15 protein-coding genes and 4 tRNA genes are annotated in these 14,599 nt (G+C 39.9%); 3 read left to right on the forward strand and 16 right to left on the reverse strand.

The genetic code is table 11. The annotated features are described in order from the left end of the window. Nucleotides 1-176: 176 nt before the first annotated feature. On the reverse strand, nucleotides 177-365 hold the full coding sequence (locus AB5170_RS21535) for a helix-turn-helix domain-containing protein (RefSeq protein WP_025579110.1): 189 nt from the start codon (nucleotides 363-365) through the stop codon (nucleotides 177-179). Beyond that, on the reverse strand, nucleotides 362-808 hold the full coding sequence (locus AB5170_RS21540; RefSeq protein WP_005342245.1) for a sigma-70 family RNA polymerase sigma factor: 447 nt from the start codon (nucleotides 806-808) through the stop codon (nucleotides 362-364). Before AB5170_RS21540 ends, AB5170_RS21535 begins: the two co-directional genes overlap by 4 nt. Nucleotides 809-1,215: 407 nt before the next feature. Here AB5170_RS21540 and AB5170_RS21545 point away from each other — a divergent pair, with 407 nt between their 5' ends. After that, nucleotides 1,216-1,560, forward strand: coding sequence for a helix-turn-helix domain-containing protein (locus tag AB5170_RS21545; RefSeq protein WP_005342243.1), 345 nt, complete (start codon nucleotides 1,216-1,218; stop codon nucleotides 1,558-1,560). Between the two features lie 137 nt (nucleotides 1,561-1,697). On the opposite strand, the gene AB5170_RS21550 is transcribed toward AB5170_RS21545, so the two are convergent. From AB5170_RS21550 to AB5170_RS21595, 10 genes are all read right to left on the reverse strand, one after another. Next, complete coding sequence (locus AB5170_RS21550; protein WP_005342240.1) at nucleotides 1,698-2,072, reverse strand: hypothetical protein; 375 nt, start codon at nucleotides 2,070-2,072, stop codon at nucleotides 1,698-1,700. Nucleotides 2,073-2,087: 15 nt separating this feature from the next. Beyond that, a complete protein-coding gene (locus AB5170_RS21555; protein ID WP_055153598.1) occupies nucleotides 2,088-3,008 on the reverse strand; it encodes a ParM/StbA family protein in 921 nt (306 codons plus the stop codon). A 190-nt stretch (nucleotides 3,009-3,198) separates the two neighbouring features. Beyond that, nucleotides 3,199-3,618 (reverse strand): hypothetical protein, encoded by a 420-nt coding sequence (locus AB5170_RS21560; protein WP_055153600.1) that lies wholly within the window; start codon nucleotides 3,616-3,618, stop codon nucleotides 3,199-3,201. A 3-nt stretch (nucleotides 3,619-3,621) separates the two neighbouring features. Continuing rightward, nucleotides 3,622-4,410 carry a class B sortase gene (gene srtB, locus AB5170_RS21565; protein ID WP_242860547.1) on the reverse strand — a complete coding sequence of 263 codons (789 nt, stop codon included), beginning with the start codon at nucleotides 4,408-4,410 and terminating at the stop codon, nucleotides 3,622-3,624. Nucleotides 4,411-4,456: 46 nt separating this feature from the next. Further along, nucleotides 4,457-5,638 carry a CHC2 zinc finger domain-containing protein gene (locus AB5170_RS21570; RefSeq protein ID WP_368361822.1) on the reverse strand — a complete coding sequence of 394 codons (1,182 nt, stop codon included), beginning with the start codon at nucleotides 5,636-5,638 and terminating at the stop codon, nucleotides 4,457-4,459. Nucleotides 5,639-5,713: 75 nt separating this feature from the next. Then, nucleotides 5,714-6,646, reverse strand: coding sequence for a hypothetical protein (locus tag AB5170_RS21575; RefSeq protein WP_173763162.1), 933 nt, complete (start codon nucleotides 6,644-6,646; stop codon nucleotides 5,714-5,716). An 89-nt stretch (nucleotides 6,647-6,735) separates the two neighbouring features. Next, complete coding sequence (locus AB5170_RS21580) at nucleotides 6,736-8,979, reverse strand: ATP-dependent RecD-like DNA helicase (protein WP_161209974.1); 2,244 nt, start codon at nucleotides 8,977-8,979, stop codon at nucleotides 6,736-6,738. Next, complete coding sequence (locus tag AB5170_RS21585; RefSeq protein WP_161209975.1) at nucleotides 8,957-9,358, reverse strand: DUF4406 domain-containing protein; 402 nt, start codon at nucleotides 9,356-9,358, stop codon at nucleotides 8,957-8,959. Before AB5170_RS21585 ends, AB5170_RS21580 begins: the two co-directional genes overlap by 23 nt. Continuing rightward, on the reverse strand, nucleotides 9,358-10,395 hold the full coding sequence (locus AB5170_RS21590) for a YqaJ viral recombinase family protein (RefSeq protein ID WP_025581134.1): 1,038 nt from the start codon (nucleotides 10,393-10,395) through the stop codon (nucleotides 9,358-9,360). Before AB5170_RS21590 ends, AB5170_RS21585 begins: the two co-directional genes overlap by 1 nt. A 12-nt stretch (nucleotides 10,396-10,407) precedes the next feature. Beyond that, nucleotides 10,408-11,550 carry a transposase gene (locus AB5170_RS21595; RefSeq protein WP_173685593.1) on the reverse strand — a complete coding sequence of 381 codons (1,143 nt, stop codon included), beginning with the start codon at nucleotides 11,548-11,550 and terminating at the stop codon, nucleotides 10,408-10,410. Nucleotides 11,551-12,284: 734 nt separating this feature from the next. On the opposite strand from AB5170_RS21595, the gene AB5170_RS21600 reads away from it, so the two are divergent. Further along, entirely contained in the window at nucleotides 12,285-12,485 is a 201-nt protein-coding gene (locus AB5170_RS21600; protein WP_243148421.1) for a helix-turn-helix domain-containing protein, read from the forward strand. Between the two features lie 98 nt (nucleotides 12,486-12,583). Continuing rightward, nucleotides 12,584-13,798 (forward strand): site-specific integrase, encoded by a 1,215-nt coding sequence (locus tag AB5170_RS21605; protein ID WP_059085258.1) that lies wholly within the window; start codon nucleotides 12,584-12,586, stop codon nucleotides 13,796-13,798. Between the two features lie 345 nt (nucleotides 13,799-14,143). On the opposite strand, the gene AB5170_RS21610 is transcribed toward AB5170_RS21605, so the two are convergent. From AB5170_RS21610 to AB5170_RS21625, 4 genes are all read right to left on the reverse strand, one after another. Then, nucleotides 14,144-14,215, reverse strand: a tRNA-Cys gene (locus AB5170_RS21610). Nucleotides 14,216-14,251: 36 nt separating this feature from the next. Further along, nucleotides 14,252-14,324: transfer RNA gene (locus AB5170_RS21615), tRNA-Asn, on the reverse strand. 98 nt (nucleotides 14,325-14,422) lie between these two features. Beyond that, a tRNA-Glu gene (locus AB5170_RS21620) sits at nucleotides 14,423-14,494 on the reverse strand. Nucleotides 14,495-14,525: 31 nt separating this feature from the next. Beyond that, nucleotides 14,526-14,598 (reverse strand) — tRNA-Asn (locus AB5170_RS21625). Between the last annotated feature and the right edge of the window lies 1 nt (nucleotide 14,599).

A 14,599-nucleotide genomic window follows, 5' to 3' on the forward strand; every position in this document is an offset into this window, starting at 1 on the left:
TCATCTTAAGAATCCTGCGTTGCAGGATTCTTACCGCTTTTTAGTCAGGATTGCGAACTTGTTTCGCAATTACCTATTTTCTTGTATAGATGATCCTATAACTGTTATAATGCCTTTATCTATAAAGCCTTCTGTAATTGAAATGTATATGATAATCACAGAAGGCTTTGATTATGCTATTCTACATCTCTAAAATACCGTATGCACTTCAGCAATTCTGCTGTCAATTCCTGATACAGATCTTCATCAAAAATCCCTTCTACCAAAGCATTTTTAATTAAAAGTGGTCGGTACATTTCAAATATTTCCAGAATAGCATCTTCATCCCCTTGCCTTGCCCGGTATAACAATTCTTTAAAATTCATGATCTCTTTCCTCCCATTCTCTTGCGTATTTTCCGAATAGCCCAATAATATGCACCTTTACACCGTTCTTCCGGCATCTGATTCAAGATGCTCATTTCTTTAAATGTACGCTCCTCAAAGACATGCTGATAGATAAGCTTTCGTTCTTCCTCCTGCAAAGAAAACATGGCTTCCATAAGGTTTATGTCCGTCATCTCATTCCACTCTGGATAAATTCCCTTGGATTCATCCAGAAGTAACTGTTCCTTTTTCTCAAGTTCTAATCGTTCCTCCAAAGAAATGTCTATATCTGTGATTTCTTTATCCTCCAGATTCTCCTCCGCAAATAGTATTTTCTGCTGCTTTTCCAGATACCGGAGTCGTCTCCCCTGGATAGATGCCAACAAATATGCCGTAAAATAGTTTCTTGTTTTAGAACCACTGTATTTTTTCTCTTCTTTCATCCTTTACCTCCGAAATTTGAAAATGAATTAGTTTCCAAATTTCTAAAGGTGGCGATCTGCAGCCAGGATAAAAAAATAGTTTCCTTCCATGATAAAAGAAAAAGCCGAACCAGCATTCAGCTAATCCGACATTTCTTCTAAACCATGCAGGATACTGCACGGAACATCTAACACTTAACGCATATCCTGCATATAAATGACTCTCTTCGTTTCCCCATAATGGAAGAGTTTTTTTGATGAATCGCTACACGAATGCCTTTTCCTTGCTTGCAGCATGGGTGCTTTCCTCCTTTTACAGGTTCTAAAGCACCGCTTACTCACACTATATTGCGTTTTATCATGTACTATAATGCGTTTCTCTTACTATCAATCTACGTTAAAATAAAACAATAAGTGAGGTGATGCGGATGCGGATGGATACTGTCAAGAAAAAATTAGGCTACACGGTAAGAAGCGAAAGAGAACGGCTTGGCCTGTCACAGTCCAGTCTGGCAGAACGGGCAGGAGTTTCCACACGAACAATCTCTGATATTGAAACCTGCAATGGAAATCCAGAGCTTGCTACTTTGATTCCTCTTACCCAGTATTTGAGAATTTCTATTGATTCCGTTGTTCAGGAAGATGAAGCAGATACTACCACATATCAAATCATGAAAGAGCTGCAAACCTGTTCCGAAGATGATCGCCAGATTGCCCTTCGTACATTGCGTGAACTTCTTTCTGCATTAAAAGAAAAAGAGCATTCCGATTAACTTTTTCTAACAATATCTAACCTATGAGTATATGGATAGAATCTGTGAAAAACCTTTGTCCAATCTGTGCGTTTCCTGTGGACGATAAAAAATACACAAAAAAAGAAGCATCTCAAATCAGAGTGCTTCTTTTTTGTTTATGATCGATTACGGAATATGCTCATAGCATCTCTTACACTTTTTGCTACTTCCGGAGTAATGGTTTCAAGTGATTCCTGCTGCACAGCCATTACACTATTTGAATTATGATTCGGCTCCTCTGGCTTTATGGAATGCAGGTGCATTGCTTTTGCTACTTCTTGCTTTACCATCTCCTGCATTAGAACCTGAAGAGCTTCATTACTTAAAACAGCCCCTTCCTCTTGTCGGACATCATCTATGTAAGATACCAACGCTGAAGCGATTAAATCCGCCTTATCCTTTACAGAGTTTAGGATTTCTGTTGCCCTCACATGTGAAGGCTTTGTTTTATCAAATCCAAGTGTGAATTTATAGGGATTCTTTTTCTCCACATTTATCACACTCCTCTACATAATCTGAAACAGTCTGTCATATCCTTTGGCATTGGCAGAAATATCCTCAATAAAGGTATATTTCCCTAGACGGTCTGATTGTTCCAAGAAATGGCTCAATAGCTTTGCCCCGCCTCCAATAAATACCGTATATGCTGCTTTGGTATCTATGCCTCTTTCTCGAATACTGTTCAGCAGATCCTTTACAAAATCTTGCACCATACCTTCTGTCATACGGACTACAGCCTCTTCATAAAACTCTGTGTTTCCCTGAAGGATACTGTCAATATCACTTTCCTCTAACAAAATATCATATTCACTGTTAATCCCGGAAATAATCTTGTTATACATGGTAATCACGCCTTTTTCCATGGAATCACAGGCTTCCATATCTGGATTACCTTTCCGCATCAGCAGATAGTCAGTAGTAAATCCTCCTATATCAATTCCTACTACTTTGGGAATCTGCTGCAGCTTTTCAATCATAGTCATCATAGCCGCATAGTCCTGTGGAAATGCCATTACCTCTCCAATGGTGATATGATATGTCCTACCACAGTAATTGATATCATGGATTTTCCCTTGTCTTTTAAAATATGCTTCATACCGTTCACAAAGTTCTGCATAATGCTTGGGTGGCAGCCCAATCGGAAGATCCACCTGAATGACATCCTCTGGCTGAATTTGAGGGTTTTCCTCCAGCTCTTTTACGATTGCAAATAGAGTAAGGATAAAAAACCGATCATCATGCGTTTTATCTCTTTGATAAGGAATCCTATTTTCACTCAGCACATAATACTTTCCCTCATAGAACAGGAACTTTTCCCCTCTGGCAGGCTTTTTATCCTGAATGGTAAGCCCTGTCGTAAATACCCGGGAACAGGTTTTCATATTTCTATTGCCATGGTCTACCGCAATCCGAACTTTTTTTATCATAAAATCATCTCTCCTTTTTTCTTTATACTTCTCTTGTACGCAGAGCTTCCGTACAAAGCAACTTTTTTTCAAAAAAATATCCTGTCTGCAGCATTTTGCTACAGACAGATGCTTTCTTCCTATATAATAATTTTTAACATTTATCTTTAAACCACCATATATTTCCAGTCCTCATTCGAATTATTTCTCTTTATAAAAAATTAATCTGTTCTGCCTTTTGAGGCAAAATCTTTTTAAACAGTTCCATATAGCGTTCATATCCGGCTGAAATCAATGGACCACGAAGTGATGTTTCTGACCAAAGTAGCAGTTCCTCTTCCTCAGAATAATACGGAATATTACTAACTGTAAATTTCCCGCCAAAATAATGGGGTGTACTGACTTTCAAAAAATCCTGCATATCCTGCTTTGTCGATACCAGTGGCAAACCTTTCATTTTTCGCACAAAAAAAGCCTCTACCACATCGGGTAAGAAGCCTTTCTTTAAATAAGCATTTGCTCTGCCAAATATTTGGGTTAAACACTCCAGCCGTACTTCTCTTTCTTTTTCGCTGCAAGTTGTATCCAGCACAACCTCTGCCAATGCCTTTGCATATTCAAAATCTAACATCTATTATTCCTCCATTTTTATTTTCTGTTTCAGTTTTCCATGTACTAAATAGCGATAATCCTTTCGGGTATTTACACAAGTTGATAAGGTCACTACCTGATCCTCCTCGGTAACTGTCATCCCTGTGTTATACTCAGCACTTCTTTGTAGTGTTTCCAGAAAAACTTCATAGTCCTCAGAAGTAGGAAAATCATAAGTATATGCTGGATGATCCGTCGGTGCTGCATAACAGGAAAAAATCTGATACTCATAAATATATCCTGGCACATACATATAAAAATAGGGATAGTTTCGATAAAGTGCCTGTGACTGATACTGATCCAGGGTTCCAAACATGCTCCCATCCTTCATATTATGCCCATAGATAATGGAATTTCTGTCTGATAAATTCTCCTGGTTGTGAAAGTCCATAAAAATACTGCCACTTTTATGATTTTCTCCCGTAATCAGGTGATGCAGATAATAGTCATTATCCCTCCCCTGGACTACCGGATAACTAATTTCCAAACCAGGAATCTCAATCCATGCAATGACATCTGGATTGATTTCTTCCAGCTTGTTAAAATCCACCTGTAGGAATCCCTGCTCTACGACCTCCCCTGGTGTTTCCCCTGGAACCGCTTCTGGTGACAGGTCTTGATCCTCTATCTTTTGTGTAAACCCTTCCATCTGCTCATAGACTTTTTGACTTTCCTGATAATTCAAATAAATTTGCAATATCCTTCCTCCTGCAAATAAAAAAACAGCAATGGCTACAAGCATAAATATACCGTAAATTTTCTTTCGTTTCATCGAATCCTCCTCTTCCATAAGACCGGACAACTTGCCCGGTCCATATTTACCCCGTATTTTTCAATACATAGTAATAATCATCAATTCCTTTGATCTGCCCATTCCACTCACCATAAGAATCCATGTCCCAAACCATACGGCTCATGGAAATAGACAATCCACTACAGATTTCATACACCTTTCTACAAGCGTTCTGTAGAATCTGCCGTTTCTGCATCTTATGCGGACAATAAAAAGTGGCTGGTTTACGTTGACAGGCATCACATTTCTCAGAATCCCCATCACAATATACCTTCATTTTTTTATCCATATCATAAGCTTCATATAGGTGCTGCAGATGCCTGCTTTTCAGTGTTTCCAAAACTGGCTTTAAATTTCTGTACTGATTGACACCTGCAACGCAAATGAACGTATCTCCAGATAAATAGTGGGCTATCGTACCTTTTAATGCACCTTCTGTTAAATAGATCTGTTCTGCGTCCAGACTTCCTATGACATGTACCGGACTCCCTGATGATACTCCATTTTGGAATTTCACACTGGAAAGCCAGATATACTTCCGTCCCTCCATTACCTGATCCAACCGTATCTGAAATCCTTGTATTTTTCCTTCCATGGATCGAATCGGTATCAAAATCCCAGAATTTTTAGAAGTAAAATTAATTGTCCATTTCCCGTCTTGATCTTCATAAAATCCTGGCACACCTTTTACTGTCTGTCCGGATTCCAACAGTTTTTGTACCATGTTTTTAATTCCAAACAACGGTACACTACGATACCTCTGTATCTCGATCTGTTCTTTCGTCAGCCCTCTTTTTTTAAGATCTTCCTGATGTTTATCATTTAAGGTCAATAACGACAACATTTCTTGATATGTTCGGTCAATGACATCTGCATCCGCTAACTCGGCATTGAAAATTTCTACAGGCTCTTCTTTATGAACTACCTGATAATCCGTCCGGTATTCCCCCTTTCCCAGAGCTTCCCGGATCTGTCGGTTTGCCTCTGCACTGGAAACACCATGCAGTCTTCCGTATAATTCTAGCATTCCACCGGAAGCATCACACCGATTACACCGGAACACATTTTTCTGAAGATTAACATTCATTTTCCCTTTTGTTTCTCCACAAAATGGACAATTCACATCCATTGACGAAGAATTTTTATGCCGTACTCTAAGCTGCAGTAAATGCACGACATCTGTGATATCGTAGTTAAAGCCTGACATATCATACACTCTATGGCTCCTCCTTTCTTCCACAGCCTTTATTGGCTGTGGAAAGAATGTTAAGCCGGCTATTTGCTATGCCTTTGCAAGAATTACTCTGGCTGCCGCCGGTATGAAATGGTTCTGTCCATGATACTGTTCTGCGAACCATTGCAAGCTGGAAGGACTTTCTATTGCAACCTGTCCCATGGTTTTTCCACTAAATTTTCCCTGTCCTGTTACGGCTACTTGTATTGCCTGCTCATAACTCATCCATTTCACCAGTTCTTCCACTGGCATATTGGGATCCAGAAATTGCGGCTTAGAAGGCATCTGCTGCATAACTGGTACAGATCCAGTTGCCGGACTCATTACCGGATTTGTCATCTGTCCTGTACCCGTTACCCCGCCAATCGTATTTCCATTGGCTTGTGCTTCTTGATAAAACTGTTCCATCATCTGCTGCCCCGGAGTTGCTTGAGGCGGAAATGATGGCATGGTTCCTGCTGACTGATTGGGAGTCTGCTGCATTCCTGGTGCAGGGGTTTGTGCTGGCATCGCAGTCTGCATCTGTGTTCCCTGATTTACAGGAATTCCTGCATCTACCTGCATTGGATCATTTCCTTCCCCTACATCAGCAAATTGCAGGCCATACCCAGCATCTGCCAAAGCTCGCCCAATTGCCGCTGTTTCTGCCATTTCAAGAAATTTATCCCCAAACTGTATATCTGCTGTACGAAACTTCTGTGAAAAGGAATTTGCAATATAATTATCTTCCTGATCACACTTATCCAGATAAATTCTGGCTTCTACGACTGCCATATTTTCGGTAAAGTGAACAATCCGGCTGATAATCTTGCCTGTAGGATTTACCAGACGGAACCACAGCTTCCGATATTTCACATCCAGATACCGTTGTTCCTCCTGCCCTTCATTAGAAATAACTCTGGCAAGTTCCAGAGGATAAAATCCTTCCACTTTATTCAGTTCTTCTACTGCTTTTGACTTGTTATATAATAATTCGCTCATTGCCTGCTCCTTTCTTTGGAACCGGCAGGACATCCCTTCATAAAGTAATAACCTGCCAATTCTCAACATTGAACTATTTTGCTATTTTTTTACACAGCCCGGTTGCAAATTGTTGCAGGGATCCGTCTGTTTTCCTGTCTCTGATACCGTTCACAATACTGTTGTATTTTTACTGCCAGCATCGTCTTTCTGGTTCCCGTATCATCTGTGTGGATTGCCTGACAAACGGCTTTCCATTCCCCAACAATATAAACACGCTGTTTTGCCCTGGTGATTCCCGTATAAAAGATGTTCCGCTTCAGCATGGGATAAAAAGCTTTTAACCACGGAATGATGACCACCTGGCACTCGCTTCCTTGGCTTTTGTGTATGGTTATGGCGTTTGCATGTTCAATCATTTCCACCTGCTCTGCCTCATACTTCACCCTGCGGCCATCTGTAAATACGATTTGAACCAGAGGGTTATTGTCCTCATCTTCAGCAATCTGTACCAATGTACCCAAATCTCCGTTACTGGCAAATTCTGTATTCTTGTTTTGAAGGATTCTGTCACCTTCCCGAAATATCTCACCGCCAAGATGAAGCTCCCTTTTTCCGGATACAGGGGGATTTACCTCGTCCTGCAGACTGCGGTTCAGTTCCAAGACACCGGCTGCACTTCTCACTTTATATGGAGAGAGTATCTGTACTTGCTCCATACCATACATCTGAATTTCCTTGAGATAGATATTTTTAACAATTTGTGCCGCCGCATCTGCTCCTGAACATTCGACCATCTGGAAATCATCCCCCCATTGCAGGTTTGTCTTTCCTTCATTGATAAGTTGAGCATTTATGGGGATGTTGCTGTCCTTCCCCTGGCGATATACCAGATTTAAAACAGTAACCGGTATTTTCCCGCACAAGATAAGCTGCCGGAACACATCTCCTGCTCCTACAGAAGGAAGCTGGTGGACATCTCCTACCAAAAGCACTCTGGCTCCTGCTTTTACCTTGTAAAAAAATTCATAGGCAAGGTGCATATCTACCATAGATACCTCATCCACATTAATAAAATCTGCGGACAATTCATCTATAAGTGCTTCATAATCACCATCACCAAAAAGCCCCAATGCCATGTGCATCGTAGTTGCATCTCCACTTCCGGTACTCTCTGCCATTCGCCTTGCGGCACGTCCAGTCGGTGCCATCAGTTTTACTTCATTCCCGCATTTTTTCTGATAGATATACAAGATGATCTTCAAAACCGTTGTTTTTCCGGTTCCAGGTCCTCCAGTAATAATGCTGATCGGGTTTGCAAAAACCATACGTACTGCTTCTTTCTGCTGTTCGGATAATGTTATGTTTAAATCCTCCTGTGCTTCCTCCAGTTCCTTTTCAATCGTAAGAACTGGAATTCGCTCATGCAATTTTCTTGCAATCATAGAGGCTGTATCCTCTTCTTCCTGATGCTGTTGGGTAATGTAAACCCTATTCTCTTCTACCACGATACTGTCCTGCATGACCAGACGATATAACACTTTTAAAATCTCTGTTTCCGTCACCGGCTGAAGATTCAGTTCTTTATTCAGAACCTTCAATGCATCTTTTACCAAAATTTCCTGCTCCAGATATAAATGTCCGTTCTGCTTCATGGCTTCCCGCAGCACATAGCTGACGCATCCGGAAATACGCATAGGATCATTTGTTGCAGCACAGCACTGCCTTGCAATGGCATCCACAGTGAGAAAACCAAACCCTTTGACTGAGCAAAGTATATAAGGCTGCTTCCGAATGATTTCTACGGATTGATCCCGAAACTTCTGAAGAATCATATTTGCTTTTTTAGGCGTAACATGAAACGGTGATAAAAAAGTCATCAATTCCCGGAATACTTTGTTTTTTCCAAAAGAATCCACAATACGGTCCAGTTTTTTCTGAGATATCCCCTGAATCTTTAATAATTCCTGTGGATACTTTTCCATTACCTCCAAGGTATCCAGACCAAAACGATTGACAATCCGTTCTGCCGTTTTGGGACCAATTCCTTTTAAAGAACCACAAGAAAGGTATCCTAAGATACCTTCCCTTGTTCTAGGTACAACTTCCAAAAAAGTTTCTACCTTGTATTGTGTTCCATGGGAATTTGTCTCCCACTCGCCTTCCATCTCTATTTCGATTTCATCCGTAAGAGGCAGGTCATATCCTTTTGCAGTAAACGCAATGATTTTTTTGTCTGCCCAAAATTTATCTCTGGCAGAAAGAGGAACCTCATGATCCAGCGTGGAAAATAACGCAACCGTATATCCGTTTTCCTCATTTTGAAAAATCTTACGTATATATTTGCACCTCATCGTCTATGCTCCTCCAGTTCTCTACTTTCATCAATTCGCCTGATTTCATCTTGGAATCATACCAATAAACGTCTTTTCCTTTTTCAAATGCTGTCTGAATCTCTCTTCTCATTCCCTCACTGATGCAGGAACCACAAATTATTAATACTTCACATAAATCCAGCATCAAAGCTCCAATCTGCATTGCAGTCTCACGCTCTTCTGGGATACGGTCATCCAACATTAACGGAAGATGTGCATGTGAAGCAAAAGTACGGCAATGATACAGCCTTTTCATCTGCATGAAATAGTATTTTGCCAGTTCCATATTATGCTGCATTCCCTCTGGATTCGGGGCAGACAGCGGAGAACAAATATATGCCTTTTTTCCTTGTAACATTATGCAACCTCCTTTTTAATCCGGAAAATCCTGCTTTCTGTAGTGCTTGTGTATTCTTCGTAGATATCCGGATGCTGATTTTTCAGTTTCTCCATATTTTCTTTTCCAATCTGGGTGCGTATCGTAGGATTATAAGTAATCCGGTAACGGAAACTCCCATCCTCGATCACTGCCTTACACCCTTGTCCAAGAAGCTCGACAAACGGTACGCTCAATGCACGTTGTTCCGCTTCAATCTTCTTTTTTCTCTTTTCCAATTGGGATTTTTCTTCAGATAATTTGAGATATTTTTCAAGACTGCGTGATTCCAAGCTAGATATGCTGATTTCAGGAATTGATTTGTCTGCGTAACCATTATATTTCCGGATACTAGCCAAAATGAGATCTGGCTTTCCGGAATACGGTGGTTCTATTTTCTTCTCCACATATTCCTCCCAGAAGTATTTCTCCTGGTCAATGAGTTCTTCTTCCTCCATTCTATCTCGTTCCAGACACCGGTAAACAAATTCATTTTCATTGTTTCCATAAAGGCAGGCAATATATGCCTTATTCATATTCATGACTGCAAGATAATGACGAACCTGCAAAACATAGTTTTCAGGAATCCCATCATCTGCCCATTTGTCTTTTGCATTGTAATTACAGGTTTTACATTCCAAAATCCCAATGCTGCCATCTGGAAAACGGATAAAGTAATCCACATCCGCTAACATAAACGGATATAGCGGATGCCGGAACATTTTTCGTACAGGGAAAACTTCAAGTCCAGTCTTCTTGGCAAAAATCATGGCAACCAAATCTTCCAGGCGGTGTCCCACTTCTTTCGCTACCCAGTTTTCTTCCTCTTCTTCGATTACTGGCGTAACACCAATTTTATCGAAATACAAATCCCTGATTGTCGAAAATGGGGATAAGCCCATGATTGCCGCTGCATCGCTTCCACCAATACCAAGACGCCGATAATCCAACCAATCTTCTCGGCTCAAATCTGCTGTATCAACAAGAACTTCCGGCTGATAATTTAATGCTGTATTCATCTCATTTCCTCCTTATAATTTAATCGTTCCATATACATCAAACCCTTTCCAGTCAAAGACCAGTGTTTTTGCAATATCTTCTTCCAATTTTAAAATCCGTGGTGCAGAAAATCCTTCACAAGCAGCAAAGAAAGCAGCTTCGTGCATGGCAAAATAAAGATCATGAGCTGTGCATGGTTCTTCCCCATATTGTCCCACAAAAAGCTCTACTACTTCGTTTCGGATTTTCTGATTGATTTTGAGTTCCTTCATAATCAGATGCAGACAGTTTACAGGGTTTTGGATATCTATATCCATCAAACCAACAATTCCTTTAACCGCTTCCTGATAACGGGAAAAAATTTTGTCCAGATTATTCCGGAAATCCTGTAAGGTTGCCCCTCTATCATGTGACAGTTTGATAGGACTACCCAGGTTAATGACACGATTACTGGTTTGTGAGAGCATCATGGGATACAGATTCACACCACTTACTGCTACATCAGAAGTAGTCAGGCGCAGTGCAGGAGCAAGGCTCTTATCCTCAATTCCATGATCCTCCAAAGCCTGGTGATAAGTATCCAAAAGTTCCTGATTTCCTCCTAAAGTCCACATAGCAGACACAATGGAATGGTCAAAACTTCCAGATCCCTCCAGATACGTACTTCCCTTAAAATGTGCTTTCAGATAATCACTTGTCATATTGAAGATTGTCTGCATATCCAGTACACAGTAATCATGATCATCACCGCCATGTACTGCAGATACTTTTCCATCTGCCACCTTGATTAAGGCATCTCCTTTCGCTACCTGAAGACAGTAGTTTACTACCTTTGCATAAGTAGCTTTCTCCAGTTTCTTTAATCCTGTTCCATTAATGCCGGCTCTTTTCAGAATTGTATGGATAGCACAGTCACGAACCGGATAAAAATCCTTGTTCACTTTTAATACCAACTGGGTATTCTTTTCTGTATCCTCTACTATTCCTTCCAGTTCTTTTTCACAGGCTTCTTCAATGGTTTCTGCCTCCTTTTCCAATGGAACCAGTTTTAGCATCCTGGTAGGCTTACGAATCCACTTGGACTGCTTTGCCCTCTCAGCCAGAAATTCCAGCATCTCCGTTGTACTTGTAAATGTAGTGCAAAACTCATCTGCATAAATCTTTGTTTCTTTCATGTGTGTACCACCTTTCTTAAATTTATTTATCCATAAACAGCCAAAGCTGATTGTGGCAATCCTGCCTTTCATTAGGACATAAAAAAAGAATGAAAAGTGAAGTATTCCTTCGCTATCCATTCTCATATCCCTGATAATATTACCGAAAAAACAAAAGTGCCGCTATTGCCCCATAAGGACAGATAGTGACACTTTATACAATCATAAACAACTTATGCGGAATAAGCAGCCTTACTGCTCTCCTTGAGTCTTCGGATTTATACAAATCCAAAACTCCCCCTATGGGTACGCATAAAATTAACTATAGCAGTATAGTAGCACATGATATAGTATATGTCAATCTTCATGCACAATATATTGTATGTTCTTAAATACTATGCTTTGCATATATGACTTCAATTAAAATATTGAAATATCACGTATCCCACCTCTCTTTTTTCAAGTTTATAGAAAAATTTTTAATAAAAAGTACATAATCTGTTCAATCTGAAAAAATCTCAGTTAATTACTTAATGAAATTGTTAAGACAAAACCAAGTCTTACGCTATTGTACCTTGATAATTTTATACCTTATCAGGAAATGTATATAGGTGCTGCAGATAGTGTCGCATAAATGCACGCCTGCAGCTTGATGATTACATAGTAACACCTCATACGTGCATGAAACATGGCATAGGAAACGGTTTCCTGATATGTCTACTCTTTCATTAATCTAATTTATAGAGGTGATTATATTGAGTGAAACAGACAATCTCTTTAAAGCATACTCCGTTCAGGAGATAGCATCCATGCTCGGCATTGGAAAAACAAAAACCAGGGAACTTCTTGACAGTGGAATTCTTCCAGTTACAAAAGTTGGGCGGCAATATTTTACTTCACCAGCTTCTATTCAGGAGTTTCTCAAGAAAAACATAGGAAAGCAAATATTCTTTTAGGCCCTTTAGAAAGTTATTGTCAATCAGGCTTGGCTATATTAAAATAGACCTTATACCTGATTTGGCATGAATATCTCATTAAAGAAAGGGAACTATTCATGGCGAGAACAACGAAAGGTACACAACAAAAAAGAAGATCCAAAGGGGATGGATCACTATTTCCAAATAAGAGAGGAGGTTGGACTGCCCGATATAGAAAAAAAGGGCTACCGGACAAGGAGTTTAATGCTCCTACCAAAGGAGAAGCGAAAGCATTATTAGATGACTGGAAGATAAAAGTCGCAATACAAGACGCAATTACTTCAAACATCAAAGTACAGGACTATGCGAACAAATACTTATTCCGCAAAAGTCTCATGGTTGAAGCTGGCAAATTCAAACAAACCAGCCTGGATCGATTAGAAAAAACATACGAAAATCATTTAAAAGATACGGATGCTTTTAGCAAAACATTTTCTAATCTGACTGCTGATGATATTACAGCAACGATTAATGCTAAAAAGGAAATCCTGAGTTATTCATCATTAAAGAAAATTTACTTATTTTGGTCTGCAATGATTAAAACAGCAATTTCTCTCGGCGAACTGCCAAAAAACTTTTCTGATATTTTAAATCGGGTGATAATGCCGGAAGAATCCGTTCTTCCTGTAGAAACAAAGGAAATCTCAATCATCCCACCAGAACATGAGCAGATCATAAAAGAAATTGCAATGGAACCCAGTCCAAATAAAAATGAACGCTATTTGTATAGATATGGTCCTGCCATTGTATTCCTTTTAAACACAGGTTTACGTGGTGGTGAATTGCTTGCATTAGGTCAATCTTCTATCGTGCCCTTTTTAGGACGGCGTGGCATTAAAATCACACATACGCTTAGCAGGGTTAAAAACAGAGAGGCCGGTTCCAAAAAAAAGACTAAAATGATTTTGACTCCTCCAAAATACCCAAATAGTTTACGGACTATTCCATTAAACAAGGAAGCTGAATTTTCACTATCATGTATGATGGAGCTATACGATAAAAATCGGGTTTTTCCAGATTTGATATTATCTACGCAAAATGGTGTCAGCCCTACAATCCAAAATTTAGCCAATACGCTAAAGAAAATTTGTAAGCGTGCTGAGATTCCAGAATATAATCTTCATGCACTACGGCACACTTTTGCAACAAATCTGATCCGGCAGACTCACAATATGGGAGAAATAAAGGAAGCTGCTGAAATCATTGGCGATAACTATGAGGTCATCATGCGTACTTATGTTCATACAGACAGTGAACGTAAGGTAAGTTTAATTGATGCTATGATTGCATAAATCTTCCGCTTAACAGAGGAAATAGTTGTCTACAGTATGATGGCACAGGCTGTAACAACCAAAATTCTGCCACCTTATCGTCCACCTTACGAAACGATTTTACTTGATTTTATAAGGTTTTTAACGGTTTTTGGCGGACATATCTATAAATATTAAAGCATGAAAATTTGTATTTTAGAATTAATTTTTTAAAAAAGGGAATTGGATTATGGAAAAATGGACTTGTAGAAAAAATTGTGAACTTTTTCTTTCCTATAATTTTGCCACCTTATTTTTTTAGACAGAATTATAGGATTTTGAAAAAAGAAAAAGCCTCGAAAACCTTGATTTTCTGGGCTTTTTAAGAGGCGCAGACCGGATTTGAACCGGTGAATACTGGTGTTGCAGACCATTGCCTTACCACTTGGCTACTGCGCCGTATTTAGTTATTTTGCACAATTATTGGGTTTGTAGCTCCCCCTGTTGGACTCGAACCAACGACACTGCGGTTAACAGCCGCATGCTCTACCGACTGAGCTAAGGAGGAATAAATATACTATTTGACTCCCTAGTTTGTGGTGTTGCAGACCTTTGCCTTACCACTTGGCTATGGCACCATATTATTTAGTTCTTCGCAGAAGCGAATGACTCCAAGGGGATTTGAACCCCTGTTACCGCCGTGAAAGGGCGGTGTCTTAACCGCTTGACCATGGAGCCTTATCAAATCGGGCTTCATGCTCCGATTAAACTCCCCCTGTTGGACTCGAACCAACGACACTTCGGTTAACAGCCGAATGCTCTACCGACTGAGCTAAGGAGGAA

It is taken from the genome of Ruminococcus sp. RTP21484sp1_RTP21281st1_A8_RTP21281_210402 (assembly GCF_040914025.1).
In the GTDB taxonomy this organism is placed as follows: domain Bacteria; phylum Bacillota; class Clostridia; order Lachnospirales; family Lachnospiraceae; genus Blautia_A; species Blautia_A faecis.

What these genes read in the sequence shown, in the direction of transcription:
- AB5170_RS21605 (WP_059085258.1), top strand. Translation starts at nt 12,584, where the DNA reads ATGGCGAGAACAACGAAAGGTACACAACAAAAAAGAAGATCCAAAGGG.
- AB5170_RS21570 (WP_368361822.1), bottom strand. Translation starts at nt 5,638, where the DNA reads ATGTCAGGCTTTAACTACGATATCACAGATGTCGTGCATTTACTGCAG.
- AB5170_RS21580 (WP_161209974.1), bottom strand. Translation starts at nt 8,979, where the DNA reads ATGAGGTGCAAATATATACGTAAGATTTTTCAAAATGAGGAAAACGGA.
- AB5170_RS21595 (WP_173685593.1), bottom strand. Translation starts at nt 11,550, where the DNA reads ATGAAAGAAACAAAGATTTATGCAGATGAGTTTTGCACTACATTTACA.
- AB5170_RS21585 (WP_161209975.1), bottom strand. Translation starts at nt 9,358, where the DNA reads ATGTTACAAGGAAAAAAGGCATATATTTGTTCTCCGCTGTCTGCCCCG.
- AB5170_RS21560 (WP_055153600.1), bottom strand. Translation starts at nt 3,618, where the DNA reads ATGTTAGATTTTGAATATGCAAAGGCATTGGCAGAGGTTGTGCTGGAT.
- AB5170_RS21535 (WP_025579110.1), bottom strand. Translation starts at nt 365, where the DNA reads ATGAATTTTAAAGAATTGTTATACCGGGCAAGGCAAGGGGATGAAGAT.
- AB5170_RS21540 (WP_005342245.1), bottom strand. Translation starts at nt 808, where the DNA reads ATGAAAGAAGAGAAAAAATACAGTGGTTCTAAAACAAGAAACTATTTT.
- AB5170_RS21590 (WP_025581134.1), bottom strand. Translation starts at nt 10,395, where the DNA reads ATGAATACAGCATTAAATTATCAGCCGGAAGTTCTTGTTGATACAGCA.
- AB5170_RS21545 (WP_005342243.1), top strand. Translation starts at nt 1,216, where the DNA reads ATGCGGATGGATACTGTCAAGAAAAAATTAGGCTACACGGTAAGAAGC.
- srtB (WP_242860547.1), bottom strand. Translation starts at nt 4,410, where the DNA reads ATGAAACGAAAGAAAATTTACGGTATATTTATGCTTGTAGCCATTGCT.
- AB5170_RS21555 (WP_055153598.1), bottom strand. Translation starts at nt 3,008, where the DNA reads ATGATAAAAAAAGTTCGGATTGCGGTAGACCATGGCAATAGAAATATG.
- AB5170_RS21575 (WP_173763162.1), bottom strand. Translation starts at nt 6,646, where the DNA reads ATGAGCGAATTATTATATAACAAGTCAAAAGCAGTAGAAGAACTGAAT.